A 16,430-nucleotide genomic window follows, 5' to 3' on the forward strand; every position below is an offset into this window, starting at 1 on the left:
CAAAACCCTTTCGGGCCAAAAGTGTTACCCATGTCTCCGGTATAAACCGTAACCTATGTGTCCGGAACGGACCCAACGATGGTTGGCGGAGAGAGCGGCCGCCAGTTCAGCAGTACTCTCTAATGAAATCAAATAGTTAGCGTGGTTGCGGCGAGCAAAATGTTAGCAAAACGTAGAGCAACCTGCCGCTCCTAGATCAGGGTCGGCCCGGTGGTCCCATTCTAGGCATCTTTGTAAAACCAAACTGCGTTGTCGTCCGGTCGATTGTCGATCTTAACGTTGCGCTCCCGAGCAAAGGTGTGAGCACGGCCGCGCGCTCCATCATCAGGTTCGCCGGGCGGGAACAACAGTTCGTAGACATCGTACGGCACGCGGGCACCCTTGCCGGCTTCAAGTTCACGCAAAATCTTATCGAGATCGTCTAGGGTCACAGTGCTTCAATCTCCCTCATGGCATCCGTTTAAGCATCGGCCATCTCGGCAGGACTGCGTTGATGACGGCATCGCAGAGCCATATCGTGAATATTAGTCAGTTAAATCAGCTATTTACCTATCTTATTGCGTTTTGTATAGCCGATTGATTAGCGAAAACCCGTCGCTGTCAACAGACCAGATTTTGAACCCGGTTGCAAAAACCTATGACCCTCATCGAACCCGCTCGCCTGCCGGAATGGAAGTGGCCACGAATGCCTGACTACAACGGCTTCACCCACGAGGAGCGAGTTCGCGGATGGCAACTCATACACCACTTCATCGCTAACGGCTGGCTAGCAAAGCCTGAGCGATGCTCAATCTCCGGTGCAGCGGGCAACGTCCAGTATCACTGCGAGGACTACTATGCTCCATGGTCGCCATATGCGATCAGCCAGCCAATTCACATGGCCCTGCATCGTCGGTTCCGGCAGCCGGATACGTGGAACCGCATCAGGGATAATTACGTCCTAAGTGGCGATGAATGGTTTTGTAAGCTCGACGCGCGACCGGTAGATTTGGCCGCGACGTTGCGTGCCGTCCACGGGGATCAGATTGCCGACGTTTTCAGGGGAGCCCCTTATCCTTCGGAGGGGTTCTGCGGACGCCAGCGGGCTAGCACGGGCCGCCACGCCCTATCTCCGACCCTGCAGTCGGTTGGCAAATAGTCTGTGGCTTCTAAGAACGACAAGGTTAGGAATATATTCTCCAGCCCGGACGATGCCTTGGCGTCGACGCGCTCGTGCCTTTCGAGGACCTGCGCAGCGCGACCGAGGGCCTTCGCGACCTCGGCCTGTGACAGCCCTTTTGCGCGCCGCTGACACTAGCCAAGGCGGTTCGACATGTTGCATTGGTGGTCGTGTGGAGAAGACAAATGGCGAAACTGACGCAAGCCGAACTTGAACGACGCCTTTGGGGCGCGGCAGACATTCTACGCGGCACGGTCGATGCCGGGGATTACAAGCAATATATCTTCGGCCTGCTCTTCTATAAACGCCTATGTGACGTGTGGGACGAGGAGTTCGAGGCACTGCTGGCCGAGACCGACGACCGAGAGGAAGCCGCTGATCCCGACGAGCACCGCTTCCATATTCCGGCCGAACATCGCTGGGACGCAGTGCGCAAGCACGCCACGCAGATCGGCCAGCGGCTCAATAACGCGCTGGCGGCCATCGAAGATGCCAACTTGCGGCTACGCGGCGTATTCGGGTCTGTGGACTTCGCTAATCAGGATCGCTTCTCCGACGCCCTGCTTGAAAAGCTGCTCTCCCATTTCGAGAAGCAGCGGCTGCGCAACGCCGATGTTCCCGCCGACATGCTCGGCGATGCCTATCTCTATCTCATCAAGATGTTCGCCGAAGGCGCGGGCAAGAAGGGTGGTGAGTTCTACACGCCGCGCCCTATCGTACGGCTTATGGTCGAGATACTAGATCCGCGCCCCGGCATGTCGATCTACGACCCTACCTGTGGTTCTGGCGGCATGTTGCTGGAGGCGGTGCAGTATCTGAAAGACCGGGGCGAGGATGCCCGGACCCTGTCGCTCTACGGGCAGGAAAAGAACTTTGCCACATGGGGTATCGCTGAGATCAACCTGTTCCTGCACAATGTGGACGACGCCTTCATCGCCAAGGGCGACACGATCCTGTCTCCTAAGCGATACGACCCCAAGGCTCGCGAGTTCGTGGAGGGCATCGGGGCTTATGACCGAGTGCTGGCCAACCCGCCATTCTCGGAAAAGGTTTGGGGCCATGATGTCTGGCAGAACGGCGATCCGTTCGGGCGCGATGCCTATGGTTGCCCGCCCAAGGGCTATGGCGACCTCGCCTTCGTCCAGCACATGCTCGCCAGTCTGAAGGACGACGGTATGTTGGCCGTGGTGGTGCCGCATGGCGTCCTGTTTCGAGGCGGGGCCGAGGGGCGGATCAGGCGGACCATGCTGGATGCCGATGTGATCGAGGCGGTCGTGGGCCTTGCCCCAAACCTTTTCTACGGAGCGGGCATCCCTGCCGCCGTGCTGGTGTGCCGCAAGAACAAACCCGCCGAGCGCAAGAGCAAGGTGCTGATCGTCAACGGCGATGGCACCTACCAGCCGGGCAAGGCGCAGAACTTCCTGACCGACAATCACGTTCGCACGTTGTCCGATGCCGTCCACGGCTTTGCCGACATCGAGAAACTTGCCCGCGTTGTCCCGGTCGAGGAGATCGCCGCCAACGGCCACAACCTCAATATCACCCGTTATGTGCAGACCGGCGCGGATGCCGAGGCGGTGAATGTCGCGGCGGAGGCCGCCAAGCTGGAAGACCTGATCGCCAAGCGCAACAAGGCGGAAGCCGTGTTGTTCGGGCACCTCAAGAGGCTTGGTTATGTCGATTGATGTGCCGGAAGGTTGGGCATCAGGACCTGTCCTGAACTTTTTCCAACTCCAAAGGGGCCACGACCTCCCCGTTCAGGACCGTAGTCCGGGGCCGGTCCCTGTCATCGCCTCGAACGGTGCAGTTGGGTCACACGACCAATCGCCTTTTCCCGGCCCCGGTGTCATCACGGGCCGCTCTGGCACCATTGGGAACGTTAGCTACGTTGAAGGGGCTTACTGGCCGCTCAATACAACTTTGTATCTGCGTGACTTCAAGGGTGCCGATCCGAAGTTCGTCTACTATTTCCTCCAGAACTTCCCCCTCAAAGATCATCAGTCGGGGACCGGTGTTCCGACACTCAACCGCAATGATGTTCATGCCGTCGACGTGGTGTTCCCACCGCTCGACGAGCAGCGTCGGATCGTCGAGGTGCTGCAATCGGTGGATGAGGCGATTGCCGCCAAGCAAGCTACGCTGGCAGCCACCAAGCAGTTCAAACGGACGTGTCGAGAAGCTGCCGTTATGCGGTTTCAGGATTGTGCACCTACTGCATTACGAAGTGTGTTGGTCTCGATTGACGCGGGATGGAGCCCGGACTGCGAGAGTGAGCCAGCGAATGACGGTCAATGGTCCATCCTGAAAACCAGTTCTGTGGTTTGGGAAGGATACGACGATACCGAGAATAAGAGGCTTCCCGCCCATCTCGGGCCGCGCCCTCACCTAGAGGTGACTGCCGATGACATTTTGATCACCCGAGCAGGTCCAGCCGAACGCACAGGCGTCGTTGCTATTGTTCGGGAAACAGCCGGGCGACGCATGTTGTCCGACAAAATCATCAGGTTGCGTGCCTCCCCTGAAAAAGCAGTGCCTTTGGCAATCGCGGAACTGCTGTCTAGCGACCATGTGCAGGCCGAGTTGATCCGCTCCAAATCGGGCATGGCCGCTTCACAGACCAATATCTCGCAAAAGATCGTCCTTGGGCTGGAGATGCGATTGCCGTCGCTGGCCGATCAGAAGGACTTTGCCAACGAGATGGCAGCTTTGCAGGACGCCATCGAGATTGGCGAAGCCGATCTGCATAATGCTGAACGGCTGAAAGCAGCGCTGATGTCTGACCTCCTCTCTGGTCGCGTCCGGGTGTCTGCATGAGCGAATACCGCCTCGCCGAGAAACCCACCATGGACGTGTTGGCGGCGCTGGGCTGGCAGGCGCTGTCCCCGGCTACCGCCTTGGCGATGCGGCAGGAAGAAAACCGCGTCATTCTCAAGTCCGTGCTAATCGAGGCGCTGCGCGACCTAAACGGCATTGGCGCGGAAGATGCCGAAGCGATCTACAACGACCTTGCCACCCTGTCCGATAATGAGGAGTGGCAGCGCAAGCTGCGCGGCGGCTATTCCCGCCGCCTGTCCGGTGAGAACCGCGATAGCCCGATCAAGCTGATCGACTTCAAGCAGCGGGGCCGCAATGTTTTCCATGCCGTCCGCCAGTTCCGCGTTGCCGCCCAGCGCCCGCGCATTCCCGACATCGTGCTGCTCGTGAACGGCATCCCGCTGGTGGTGATTGAAGCCAAATGCCCCCTGAAAGGCACCGCCACTGGCGACGAGGCACATGAGCAGATCAGGCAATATGAGCGGGACATTCCCCGGCTGTTCTATCCCAACGCCTTCAACATCATCACCGACGGGATGCGCACCGAATATGGCGCAACGGGTGCCAAGGCGCAGTTCTATGCACCGTGGCCCGATGCGTGGCCGCGCAGCCTCGACGAGTTTCCCGACACGCTTGCTAAAGACCTGTGGTGCCTGTGCGAGCCGTCCCGCCTGCTCGACCTGCTCGCCCATTTCATCGTGTTCGAGACCGACCCCGAGACGGGCGGCAAGATCAAGAAGATCGCTCGCTATCAGCAGTTCCGCGCCGTTAACAAGGCGGTGGAGCGCGTTGCGGCCGGAGAGCGCCGCAAGGGGCTGATCTGGCACACACAGGGCAGCGGCAAGAGCCTGACGATGGTGTTCCTCGCCCTCAAGCTGAAAACCCATCTGACGCTGGATGCACCCAGCCTCGCCAATCCCAACCTCCTTGTGCTGACCGACCGGATCGACCTCGACGACCAGATCAGCAAAACCTTCGTTGCCTGCGGCCTGCCCAACCCTGTGCAGTGCGGATCGGTCGCCGCCCTGCGCGATGCGGTGAGCCGGAGTGGCAACGGGCAAATCCTGCTTTCCACCATCTTCAAGTTCGCGGGATCGAAAGAGCCGATCCTCAACTCGGCGAACTGGATCGTGCTGGTGGACGAGTGCCACCGCACGCAGGAAAAGGACTTGGGCGCGTTCTTACAGGCGACCCTGCCGGATGCCCATTTCTATGGCTTCACCGGTACACCGATCAAATCGACCAACAAGGACACCTATGCCCGGTTCAGCATTGTGGGCGAAGGTTACCTCGACAAATACGGGATCGATGACGCGGTGCGCGACGGTGCGACGGTGCCGATCCTCTATGAAGGCCGAAAAACCGATTGGGCGATCAACGAGAGCGAAATCGACATATTGTTCGACCGATGGTTCGTGGACCTGCCCGACGACAAGCGCGAGGAACTAAAGCGCAAGGGGCTGACCCTCGCCACCATAGCCAAGCACCCGGAGCGCGTACGCCTGATCGCGATGGACATCTGGGAGCATTTCAAGGCCGTCTGCCAGCCGGATGGCTACAAGGCGCAAGTCGTGGCCGTAGATCGCGAGGCGGTGATCCTCTACCGCGCTGCGCTATCCGCTGTCATAGCCGCCGATCTGGTGCGCGGGAGTGTGGAAGCCGACGAGGCACAGGTCGAGGCCGACGCCATGATCGCCTGCATCTACTCCAAGTCGCAGGAGGACAACAAACCCAGTGAAAAGCCGGAGGTCGCCGCGTTGCGTTCCGGGCTGGAGGCCCACTACCTCGACGACATCACCGAGAAGGATGTGAAAAAGCGGTTTAAGGTTCGGGGGCAAGAACCGAGCTTCCTGATCGTGTGCGACAAGCTGCTGACCGGGTTCGATGCGCCCATCGAGCATGTAATGTATCTCGACAAGCCGCTGAAGGAGCACAACCTTCTCCAAGCCATCGCCCGGACCAACCGGACCGAGGCGTTTACCGATGCCGATGGCGGCACCATCGAAAAGCCCAATGGCCGGATTGTCGATTATATCGGCATCACCAACCATCTGGACGAGGCGCTGAAGTCCTACCGCTCCGAGGATGTCGAGAATGCCATGCGTGACATCGCCATCCTGCGGAATGACTTGAAGGAGGCCCACGCACGTTACCGCGCTCAAAAGCGGGCGATGAAACTGGACGGTATGGACGAGAAGGCCGCTGCCTTCGCGGCGGCAAAGATAGTTGCTGGCGGACAGGAGGATGACTGGTTCGACCTCCAGCGCCTCACTCGCACCTTCATCAAGGTCTATGGCGACCTGTCGCCAGACCCGGCGATCCTAGACTTTACCGCCGAGGTGAAATGGGCCGCCACCTTCCTGCGACTGGCGACACAGGCCATCTCCAAGGACGAAAGCCTCGATCATCGCAGCTATACCGGCAAGATCAGGGATATGCTGGAACAGCATGTCCATGCCACCGGCCTGTCCACGACCATCCGCTTGCGGAACATCACCGACCCCGATTTCGCTGACGACTTTGCCATCGAGGGCAAGGGTGAGGGCGATTTGCAGGAGGCGTTCGTGCGCAAGTCCGCCGAGCTTCGCCGCGTCACCCGCGAACTGGTGGACAAGAACCCGGCGCAATATGGTAGCTTCTCCGAACGAGTGCTGGAGATCATCCGCCGCTTCGAGCAAGGCCAGCTTGCCGCCGCTGATGGCCTGCGCGACTACGAGGGCCTGACCGGCGATATTCAGGCCGAACAGGGCGCGCACACCGAACTCGGCATGGATGCAAATGCCTTTTCGATCCTGCGCATCATGGAGGCTATTGTGCCCGAGATGGGCCATGCGACCTTGCAGGAGGCAGCCATCGCCATTGGAACGGCCTATGGCAACGCCGCCGCGACCCAGCCCGCGTTCGCGCATATGGAAGCCTACCTGCGATCCTTGCGCCAGCAGGTCCGGCGCATCCTGACCGAGCACGACATCGGCGAGACTAAGATGATCCGCGAGAAGGTCGAAGAGTTCGCCATCCATGCCTATGGGGGCGGTGGCTGATGCCGACGCTCCAGATAGGTCAGACACAAATCTTCTACGAGCTTCGACGCTCGGCAGGGGCATCTGAGCGCCGCATCACCATCACGCCGGGCCATGTCGAGGTACTTGCGCTCACAAGCGACGAAGACGACGACATCGCAGGCTTCTTGGAGCGCAAGCGACAGTGGGTGTTAAACACTGTGCGCGAGATGGAGCGGATCACCGCTAGCCGCCTTGCCGTGCCCCGTTTCATGACCGGTTCGAAGATACTCTTCCGGGGCCGCCGCATATGCCTGACGGTTCGACGCACCGATGGCGACCGGATCGAACTCACGTTCCGCAACGGCTTCATAGTCGATCTTCCCTCATGGGCAGGTGACCATGCCGACAAACTTGTCGCAAGCGAACTCAAGCTGTGGCTAAAACGGCGCGTTCGGCGTGACGTGACGGAGATCGCCGCAGGCTACAAGACCCGGTTCGGGCTTGAGCCTCGTTCCATCCGCGTCGCCGATTTCGCAAACGGCTGGGGATCGTGCGGCCCCGAGGGCAACATCCTCATCAACTGGCATCTGGTTTTCGCGCCGAAGAAGGTGCTGGAGTATGTCGTTGCCCATGAACTTGTCCATCTCCGGCATCGTTCGCACGGACCTGCGTTCTGGGAGTTCCTTGCTTTTATCCTGTCAGATTGGGAGCGTTCGAAGAGGTGGCTTGAAATTCATCAGGGTGAATTGAGCGCCGAATTTCTTAGGCTTTGACAGTGCGACATCCAGCGATGGGACATCGGAAATTTGCACAACATGGGGCTCACATCGCTGACGTTTTCTGGAGAGGTCCATTCCCTCCGAACGCTATTTCCGCTGTTCAGCGTGGCTAGCACTGCCCGCCACGACCCTATCGCCATGCTGACGGTCGGTAGTCGAGTCACGAGCCTACTCAAACCGCCGTTACGGAAGCCCGCGCGTATTGGCATGTCGAGATTGCGCTAGCGCGACGCCTTCACGCCGTCTAGCGACCGGACCGGCACGAATGAAAATTCGAAGCCTTCGGCGTTCTTTGCTACGGCTGGTGTATCTTCTCGGTGAGAAAGAACACGCCGTGAAGCGTTGATACGATCATCGAAGCGAATGCAAAGGTCAACGGTACACCGATCAAGGCTTTGAAAGCGAACCAAGGCCAAGCCTCGCCAGTGCCGCAAACGATAGCCGCGTGCAGGGCTTCAATCGAACCCGACAACGCGTTGATTGTCACTAAAGCGAAGCATAGTCCGAACGACAGGACGACAAGGTAGGAAAACAAATAGGACAGGAACAATCGTCGCGTCAGTTTGATGGTCGCTGTCTGCCCGGCGACACGCATATCAACTTCCGGGGCTGGCTCTGGCATCTCGTAATCCATCGTCGCGTTGCCGAACGTAGCGACCGCCGCAAGGCCAGCGAAATAAAAGCCGGGCAGCGTCGAAACGAGCGTCAACAGGCTGGACGCCAGCCCGTTCGCGCCGATTAGCGCAGGCTTCACCGGCAAAACGATGTAAATGCCGACGGCAATCGCCGTTAGCGCCAGCGGAAGCCATCTCGTGTAAATTCGCATTTCACCGTGCGATATGCGACGGTAAGCGAACCCCCGGCCTAATTCATATAGAAGCTGCTTAAGCACACTAAATCGTCCGGTTGGCAAGGAAATGTGGCGCAGCCGCATCGCGCAAATGCGCCACGACATTCTTAGCCGATTGCGCCAAGAAAGGGAATACATTGATTAGTTCAAAGTTCATCACATAAAGATCTGTCAACGGCGTACCCGTGCTTGTGGCTATTTCTACAGTGACTGTTCTAGTTGAACTTGGAATTTTGTACGTGACTTTAGCTGTGCCGTAGTCAGTAGAATTTAGGTGAAGCGCATTTTTTAGGGAATTCCACAGATTTGCAGGTAGGTTATTGTGGTCAATTTCCAATTTTAGTTCGCTCTTGGACTTCGTAAGGAAGGCCGCACCAGCGATAGGTGTGACGGTTTCCGCTTTGACCAAAGTTATGCCGGAAAGGCTGCCGTTGTTTATGTCGTTGATAAGACTGTTGGACGGTCTGCCGCGCAATTCAACGTGTGGGCAGCATCGGTCGGTTCTCGGTTGGCCTTGTTGGTTCAAGCCGCCGGCCGGATGCGGGTAGGAGAACGACAAAGGATTGTCGTGAAACTCATAGTTCAACAGCTTCGACAAAAGACGCTGCGTTAGGTCGAACGGTAGACCGGGGATGCGTTCAATGGCGCAGGTGTAGATGTTAGGTAGGCCTTGCTCCGGGGCGGTCGAAATCAACACATGGCAACCGTAGTCGGACCCGACGCTGCCAGTCTTTACGTGCTCGGTGAAATGGCCGGACGCCGGGTCAGAATAGACGCTATTCGGCGCGCTAGTGTCGGACAGTCGAATAAGCAATGTGACGAACTGTTGGGCCGCATCCACGTCAATGTCCCCAATCAGCATCGTCGCGGTCTGACTCCTGATGCTGTAAATCCGCGCTGTAGTATGCATCTGCTGCAAGACGGGCACTATGTCGTTCATCGTCGGAACGGTCGCACCGGCTTTGCGAGCGGCCAACTCAAGGTCGAAGATGTAAAATTGCCGACGATTGTTCTGCATTTAACGCGCCCCCGTCTGCATCGGATAGCATGAGATATCTGTCGTCGCCATCTGCAACGAAACGTAATGGAAGCGAAATGAATAACTGTCGGCTTTCGGGCATCACAGGGCAGGAGGTGAATGACGCCCAAAAAAACGCAAAGCGGACGAACTGCCGCATTAGGGTATGCCTTTAGCGGACCGCCTTTTTGGCTGGTTCGATAATAACGTTTGACCACCCTAATCGTACCGGGCAATATCGGACCAATCATATCGAACCGGGGGCAAAATGTTCGTACGCGCATATCTCCGAGCCTCAACCAAAGAGCAGGACGCAAACCGCGCCAAGGGCGATCTTCTTGCGTTTGCCAAGGAGCGTGGTCTGCAAATCGCGGCTACCTATTTGGAAAATGAAAGTGGCGCTTCGCTGGCGCGGCCGGAACTCTTTCGGCTGCTCTCGGACTGCCAACCCGGAGACATTCTGTTAATCGAACAGGTGGATCGGCTGAGCAGGCTGAACAGCGCAGATTGGAACATGCTGAAGGACGAGATCAGAGATCGACGCGTTAAGGTTGTCGCCCTCGATCTCCCGACATCTTGGGGCATGGCATCCGAGAACGCCGACGAGTTCACATCTCGGATGGTGGACGCAATCAACAGCATGATGCTCGACATGATCGCCGCGATTGCCCGGAAAGATTTTGACGACAGACGCCGTAGGCAGACACAGGGCATTGCAAAGGCTAAGGGCGAGGGCAAATACCGTGGCCGCCCAGAGGACAAGACACGCAACAAAGCGATCCAAAACATGCTCATCGGCGGGCAAAGCTGGAACACCATCATTTCGGCAACCGGATGCTCCCGGTCAACGCTGGCGAGACTGGCAAAGCGAGTGGCGGAGTGACTGGCGTGATGCCTAAACTTCTGGGCTGCAATATTTTGAAACTGGGTGCAAGATGTCTTAGTGGCAGATTTGTGCGAAGCTGGACCAATGCGGTTTTTGTCCTACCAAAGACAGCCAATTTCCGGCAGTTGCTAGATAGGCCGCTTGCTGCCACACAATGACCGGGGTCGAATTACTTAGGGGAAAGAAATGAGTCGAGCGCTCGTAAACATGCTGTCCACCATCAACCTTTTCATCGCGCTGATCATTGTCGCAGTCTTCGCGTTCTTGGGGAACGTCTACCTGCCAAAGGCCGGCGCTATCTTCGGAGCTATTATAGGGTTTGCCGTGGCCTCGATAATCTGCGGAGTCCTCGCGGCGCTCTGCCTAATCGAGAAGCACCTGCGGGTGGTCGCCGATGATGTGAAAAAGCGCCAGAAGGCTTCGACGCATGGGTCTCCGGTCCAAAGGACGGCCCAAGCCCATCAAGCCCGGACAGAGCCGGTAATCGGGTAATGGGGGGCGGCCTGCGCTTCCGAGTTAGTGTGTGTGAACGTTCCGCCTTGTCTTAGGTGGTCCGCGAAATCCTTCAGCAACCGTTGCCAATGCCGGTCGACATAGACGGCGGTCGGGTAATCCTCGGCTTCATCAGGCCACGTCGCTACCAGCCATTCGGCGAACCGATGCGCCAAGGCCGGGGTCGCCTTGATGTGGGGCCATCGCGCCGCGACCATGCGCGCCACGTCTAAGCGCTGTTCCTCCGGCCATGACATGGGAGCGTTCGGCCATTGCCGCGCAGCGTCCCGCGCCAAGGTTCGGCCAATGTCCTCTGTTGTGGCAAGCTCCGGCTCGCTCTTGCCGGCCTGATCCGGGGCCGCCAAAGGGGGGCGGGCGCAATGGGGGTTCGGCGATAGCCCGCCGAAGGCGTCTTCTTTCCCGGATAAGCACGCGGCGACTGGGCGCTCACGTCTCCGGACAGGAGGAGACGTTTCTTTCGCCGGAGCCGGCCCCTCGTTGCCGGCAGGCGGCGAGTAGCCTTTCTCCTGATCTTCGAAGTTCCCCTGATATCCTTCCACTATAATGTCCCTCTCATTTGGGAGGGGGCTACCCCCTTGCTTTTGAGTGGGGGCAGACACATAGCCCCCTCTCATTTGAGCGGGGGCCACCCCCTCGCTTTTGAGTGGGAGTGTCGTGTAGCGCCCATGAAACTGAGAAAGAAGCGTCGTGGCGTGCTCCCGGATGAAGGCGGCGTCAGGGCGCTTCGGGGCTCCATTGTTCTTGATCCATTGGGGCCACGCGGCCATGAGCACTCTGGCGAACTTTTTGGCGACTGGCACGTCCATGTCGGCATTGAGACAGATTGCCTCTATGCATTGAGCAACCGTCTGTCGATCTTCATCCGGCCATGGTGCCGCGCCATCATTATCGTAGGCACGGCGCAACGCTTGATCGACTGCACGCGCCATGCGCTGGCCTGCCGGCTCCCAATCAAGATTGGGCTTAATGAGCATCCCCTTGATATCTCCGGCAGAGCGCGTCACCTCGATAAAGCCCTTGGCCTCTAGGGCTTTGATGAAACCACGGGCACGCGTCTCTGTTGATCTGTTCGCCTGTTCGATCTCCCTGTAGGTAAAAGGGCGTTCGGTCTTCCCCCAGTTCACAGTGAGGTCGAGGATGAAGCCGAGCAAGTCGCGTTCGGCCGCTGAGGGTATATCGAGAGACCAGACGCGGAAGAACTGCCGCATGATGCCCTGCTGTGAAATCGGGTGGGATAACGGTCTGTTCCCCGGCGCATAATAGCCGTGCATTCGGAACTCTTTGGCGGCCGGCTCCTCTGACTCAAAATCCGGGGGATTGTTGGCGTCGGCAGATTGCGGGCGTGGCGATGCTGTGGCGTCGGTCGACATGATCGTATTCCTGATCTGAGAGGGGCGGTGCCGCAGTCCGATCAGGGAAACGACAGCACCGCACCTGTTGAAACCCATACGCGCGTTGCTCGGCGCGCGCATGGGTCGAGCGCCCTTCATCTAGCACGACCGGCCGATTTTCTCCAGCGCGTTTCAAGTCTAGTCCTCGCAAAAAGCTTGCAACTGGGTGCAAAATTTACCAACAATGCTGTTGACGAAGACACTGTATGCCGCTTGTTTAAGTAGACCGAAAATATGCGTTCTACATGACTTCCGTGGACCTATTGCTATTCATTGAACCTGTGTCATAGACTCCGGCCGTGATCAAACGACTGGGGCTTCACACGATGACGATGGACACGCTTTTACTGGTAGCCGGTGTATGGGTCGGGGGCGGCGCGCTCTTCATTCACGGCATCGTCACAAACCCGAACGCCAGTCAGGGCACGGCGGCAAACTCCCGCGCCGTGATCGGCGATCTCTTGCGGCTCCGGCCAGCCGCGCTGGTCGCGGCGGTGATGTTCTTGGGTGTCTGGCCCGCGATTTGGGTCGGAGCGAACCTCGTGCGCCGCTGAGTTTGACCCCGGTTCAGTTCCAAAGTGCTCGCCATGCCGCCATGCTCAACCACAGTTGATGACAAGGGCCGATTGCTGGCCCGGCTGAAGGCCGCACGCGCCAAGGTGGCGCAGCTTGTGGTGAGGAATGCCGACTATGCGCCGCTGTTCGAGCGGATAGAGGCCGACATAGCGACAGAAGAGGCCAAGGCGGCGGCCTCCCGTGATCCGATAGAGGCCGCCCGCGCAATCATTGCCGCAAGGCGGACGGGAGCCGGACTAGTGCGCGATCTCCGCTAGGATCGTGGCGGCGTCTTCCAACGATGCACCGTTGCCGTAGCGCTGCCGGCCGCCAAGACCATGGCCCATCAGGTCGCGTCGGATACGCTCGTCAACCTTGGCCGACAACATGCGGTCCTCGAAGCTATGGCGCAGCCCGTAAAGCGTGTGACCCGGCGTTTCCTTCAGGTCGTTCTCTCGAAGGAATTTGTTGATCGTATCGGAAACCGCGTCTTTGAAACGATAGGTAGGGAAGCCTTTCGGAAACTGGCGCATCGCCTCTAGGCTGACACCGACAAGCGGGATTGTCCGCTTTGAGGTTGAGGTCTTGGTCCTCTTGCCTTCGTTGGTGATGATGATGTGCGGCACGTTGGCGTCAAGATTGATGTGGTGCGGGAGCAAGCCGACGATTTCGGACGGCCTAGCGCCCGTGTTCACCATCGCATGAAGGACGGCCCGAGCTTCCGCATTGAGTTTGTCCAGCGCCCCGGCCGAAAGCAGCTTGTCCTTGATCCACTTTTCAGAGAACGGAAGGCGCTGTTCGTCGTCTTCCTCTTTGAACCGGAGCTTTCCGAACGGGAGGTCCAGCCGGAGCCGCTTCATTTCATTAACCAGCCGCAAGGTGCTCTCGACATAGCCAAGGTCTTTATTGGCGCTGTTTGCCGTCAGCCCTTTCTTGTCGAGTTTCTTGGTCCACCAATCCCGGAAGTCGAGCATGTTTTCGCGGGTGATCTGGTCGATAGGAAGGTTGCCGACAACAGCCACAAAATTTCCAATGGCCTTGATGCGCGGGTTCTTCCAGCGGCGGATTTGATCTTCGCTCATGCCGCGCGTGGCGTCGGCCGTCGCAAGCTCCCAATACAGTTCAAGCGCCCGGTTGACCGTGATCGCTGGCGGCTTGGCTACGCCTAGCAGGGCGTCGGCTTCCTTCACGTCCGGAACGCCATTGCGGGTGGCGACGGCCTCGATCCGCTCCAAATAGCTATGCACCGGCAGCTTGGCGATTTCGCTGTTTGTCAGCCAGCGGTAGCCGCGCGCTCTTGCGAGGTTGTTCGCGGCCTCGAATGCCTTTTCGGCGTCGGCAGTGTCGCCGGCAAGCTTAGCCTCCCAAGCGTTGATCAGGTCGTTCCAAACGCGCGGGGCCTTTTGCCGGGCAATCTCTTCGGAGTCGGTTTTCAGGCTGACCCAGATTTCCGATCTTGCCTCTACCGGCGCATACCGAACGGGGACGCGCTTGGCTATGTGGTACGTCTCGCCGCGCTTCCTGATCGTGATTGGCTTCGCCATGCCGCTGCCCTTGTTGACAAAGAGAGTGTCCTTCAGTCCGGCGGACAATGCAAGCAAAATGCGGGGCAAAATGTTAGCAAAAGATAAACGTATCCGCCTTGCTCTCTGGAGCTTTAGGCCGATTTGCGTTTTGCTTTCAATGGCTTAGGTGAATTTGATAGGCACAAAAATGGCGGAGAGAGCGGGATTCGAACCCGCGTTACGGTCTCCCGTAAACACACTTTCCAGGCGTGCGCCTTCAACCACTCGGCCACCTCTCCGTCCTTGCATGTCGCGCCGGCCGGTCTCGCCGCGCGGGTTGGGGAGATGCATCTCCCTTGGGGCTGCGATGCGGAACGTCCGCCATGGACGCCGCCCAACCAGCGGACGTCCTTCCCCTGCACCTGAGCCGTCGAAGCAACAGGCGCGGGGCTCATCTAGTCGATCCCGCGCCGAATGCCAAGCCATAACGGCAGTCTATTCGCTTTGCCGGCGACATGGGATTTCGCGGGCCGCCGGCAGAGCCGCTTTTGAAGCGCCGCCACCCGAATGATGTGCACAGTCAGGACCGCGGGGTCGACCGTGCTTGACTTCGCCTCGAACGAACTGTCGAGTGACCGGGAGGCTTTGCGGGGGCACCGGCCGGACATGACGTCAAACAGCGGAATTCCGGGCAACGCGCCGGACAATGACAAGGCGCCGTCCGGGCGCCCAGGCAATAGGCCGCACAACGGCCCAGATAGCGGATTGTCCTTCGTCCCGGTAGCATGGCTCATCTTCGTCATGGCGTGGTCCGTCTATGGCCTGGCGTCATCCTGGTGGCTGTTCGGGAATTCCGGCCTGCCAGACGACATCTTCTATTTCCTCATGGGCGGGCTCATCGTCGACGTCGTCACGATCCTGTGGGGGCTTTACCTGCTCGGCCTCGCCTTTGGCCGCTCAGCGCGCTTCCCGCGCCACTTCATCATCTGGCAAGCCGTCATCATCATCTGGTCGCTGGCGAGGCAAGCCTATGTGCTTGCCTCGCCGAACTTCGTTTTCTCCGCCGAGAACCTGGCCATCACCGGCGCCGAGATCGCCATCGGCCTGCTTTGCATCTACCTGCTGCGCCGTGGCTCCGGCGCCGAAACCGTCTATGCCAAGCCGGAGACCGAAGCGCCGTCGGTCTTCGTTTCGATTGTCGCGGCCGTGCTCGGCATCATCCTCGGCGCCGTCATCGGCGCCCTCGGCGGTTTTTTCGCCGGCTCGGTGATTGCCGATGTCGCCGAAGTAAGCTGCTTCGAGGGCGGCTGCGGATATTTCGCCGTGTTCATCGGCCTGGCCGGGCTGGTGGTCGGCGCCATCGTCGGCGGCATTCTCGCTGTCTGGCTCGTTCACCGGCGCAGGCGCAAGCCAGCCGTACAGGGGCCGGTCGCATAGGGAGAGAATGCGCGAGCCGTCAAATTCGCGTATCGTGATTGCGGACCAGCCATACCCACTCTATTTCTCGTTTTCGGGACACGTGCCGGCGATCGGTTGGAAAGCGTCCAGGATCGGCCGGGGGAGAGCTTGATGTTTCGTTTCGTCTTTCGGCTTGCGGCCATGGTCGCGCTGTCGGTTTCCGTCATCATGGCGGTGCTCGACGCGACACGCACGGTGGCGGCCTCGGCGCTTGTGCTGACCCCGCTCAACACAAGCTGGCTGGCCGTCTCGCCGGACACGCGGACGGCCTTCGAAACCTTCGTCCGGGCCAAGGCGGGTCCGCTGCTGTGGGACGGCGCCATCGCCTGGGTGCTCAGCCAGCCGGGATTTGCGGTGTTCGCGGTCCTGGCCTTCCTGCTTTACGCTATCGGCTACAGGCGGCAGCGCCGCACGGGGCAGTTCGCCGCCAACTGATCGATTTCCTGCTCCCTCCCAGCGAAGGGCCACCTCCTGACGGCTTGCGCGCAAGGATCGGACTG

Annotated in this window: 15 protein-coding genes and 1 tRNA gene; 10 read left to right on the plus strand and 6 right to left on the minus strand. The window is 59.1% G+C overall.

Annotated features, from left to right (window positions below; all coding sequences use genetic code 11):
- Positions 1-221: 221 nt before the first annotated feature.
- Positions 222-431, minus strand: a complete 210-nt coding sequence (locus X743_RS1000000172490; protein WP_156934541.1) for a hypothetical protein — start codon at positions 429-431, stop codon at positions 222-224.
- 913 nt (positions 432-1,344) lie between these two features.
- On the opposite strand from X743_RS1000000172490, the gene X743_RS141090 reads away from it, so the two are divergent.
- The 4 genes from X743_RS141090 to X743_RS141080 are packed head-to-tail and all read left to right on the plus strand — an operon-like array spanning position 1,345 to position 7,748.
- A complete protein-coding gene (locus X743_RS141090) occupies positions 1,345-2,844 on the plus strand; it encodes a class I SAM-dependent DNA methyltransferase (RefSeq protein WP_023768752.1) in 1,500 nt (499 codons plus the stop codon).
- Entirely contained in the window at positions 2,834-3,973 is a 1,140-nt protein-coding gene (locus X743_RS1000000170060) for a restriction endonuclease subunit S (protein WP_051508633.1), read from the plus strand. Before X743_RS141090 ends, X743_RS1000000170060 begins: the two co-directional genes overlap by 11 nt.
- Complete coding sequence (locus X743_RS141085) at positions 3,970-7,014, plus strand: type I restriction endonuclease subunit R (protein WP_023768754.1); 3,045 nt, start codon at positions 3,970-3,972, stop codon at positions 7,012-7,014. Before X743_RS1000000170060 ends, X743_RS141085 begins: the two co-directional genes overlap by 4 nt.
- The gene (locus X743_RS141080) at positions 7,014-7,748 is read left to right on the plus strand and encodes a SprT family zinc-dependent metalloprotease (RefSeq protein ID WP_023768755.1); all 735 of its coding nucleotides are present in this window, start codon (positions 7,014-7,016) and stop codon (positions 7,746-7,748) included. The genes X743_RS141085 and X743_RS141080 overlap by 1 nt, the downstream gene beginning before the upstream one ends.
- 301 nt (positions 7,749-8,049) lie before the next feature.
- Here X743_RS141080 and X743_RS1000000170065 read toward each other — a convergent pair whose 3' ends face one another.
- Both X743_RS1000000170065 and X743_RS141075 read right to left on the minus strand, forming a co-directional pair.
- Complete coding sequence (locus X743_RS1000000170065) at positions 8,050-8,580, minus strand: hypothetical protein (RefSeq protein WP_023768756.1); 531 nt, start codon at positions 8,578-8,580, stop codon at positions 8,050-8,052.
- 67 nt (positions 8,581-8,647) lie between these two features.
- Entirely contained in the window at positions 8,648-9,622 is a 975-nt protein-coding gene (locus X743_RS141075; RefSeq protein ID WP_023768757.1) for a hypothetical protein, read from the minus strand.
- Between the two features lie 268 nt (positions 9,623-9,890).
- Here X743_RS141075 and X743_RS141070 point away from each other — a divergent pair, with 268 nt between their 5' ends.
- A complete protein-coding gene (locus X743_RS141070) occupies positions 9,891-10,505 on the plus strand; it encodes a recombinase family protein (RefSeq protein WP_023768758.1) in 615 nt (204 codons plus the stop codon).
- 210 nt (positions 10,506-10,715) lie between these two features.
- Complete coding sequence (locus X743_RS141065; protein WP_031258626.1) at positions 10,716-11,000, plus strand: hypothetical protein; 285 nt, start codon at positions 10,716-10,718, stop codon at positions 10,998-11,000.
- On the opposite strand, the gene X743_RS141060 is transcribed toward X743_RS141065, so the two are convergent.
- Entirely contained in the window at positions 10,970-12,391 is a 1,422-nt protein-coding gene (locus X743_RS141060) for a hypothetical protein (RefSeq protein ID WP_156934542.1), read from the minus strand. The two genes, X743_RS141065 and X743_RS141060, sit on opposite strands and share 31 nt — an antisense overlap.
- A 347-nt stretch (positions 12,392-12,738) precedes the next feature.
- Here X743_RS141060 and X743_RS141055 point away from each other — a divergent pair, with 347 nt between their 5' ends.
- Both X743_RS141055 and X743_RS141050 read left to right on the plus strand, forming a co-directional pair.
- Entirely contained in the window at positions 12,739-12,966 is a 228-nt protein-coding gene (locus tag X743_RS141055; RefSeq protein WP_156934543.1) for a hypothetical protein, read from the plus strand.
- Between the two features lie 33 nt (positions 12,967-12,999).
- Positions 13,000-13,245, plus strand: coding sequence for a hypothetical protein (locus tag X743_RS141050; protein WP_156934544.1), 246 nt, complete (start codon positions 13,000-13,002; stop codon positions 13,243-13,245).
- On the opposite strand, the gene X743_RS141045 is transcribed toward X743_RS141050, so the two are convergent.
- Positions 13,225-14,511, minus strand: a complete 1,287-nt coding sequence (locus X743_RS141045; RefSeq protein WP_031258627.1) for a tyrosine-type recombinase/integrase — start codon at positions 14,509-14,511, stop codon at positions 13,225-13,227. The genes X743_RS141050 and X743_RS141045 overlap by 21 nt on opposite strands.
- 170 nt (positions 14,512-14,681) lie before the next feature.
- Positions 14,682-14,771, minus strand: a tRNA-Ser gene (locus tag X743_RS141040).
- Between the two features lie 301 nt (positions 14,772-15,072).
- Here X743_RS141040 and X743_RS0137320 point away from each other — a divergent pair.
- Both X743_RS0137320 and X743_RS141035 read left to right on the plus strand, forming a co-directional pair.
- Positions 15,073-15,909: a hypothetical protein gene (locus X743_RS0137320; protein ID WP_032923499.1), complete on the plus strand. Its 837-nt coding sequence runs from the start codon at positions 15,073-15,075 to the stop codon at positions 15,907-15,909.
- A 132-nt stretch (positions 15,910-16,041) separates the two neighbouring features.
- On the plus strand, positions 16,042-16,365 hold the full coding sequence (locus tag X743_RS141035; protein WP_023768766.1) for a hypothetical protein: 324 nt from the start codon (positions 16,042-16,044) through the stop codon (positions 16,363-16,365).
- Positions 16,366-16,430 lie beyond the last annotated feature (65 nt).

Origin of the sequence: Mesorhizobium sp. LNHC232B00 (assembly GCF_000502435.1) — a bacterium.
GTDB lineage: Bacteria > Pseudomonadota > Alphaproteobacteria > Rhizobiales > Rhizobiaceae > Mesorhizobium > Mesorhizobium opportunistum.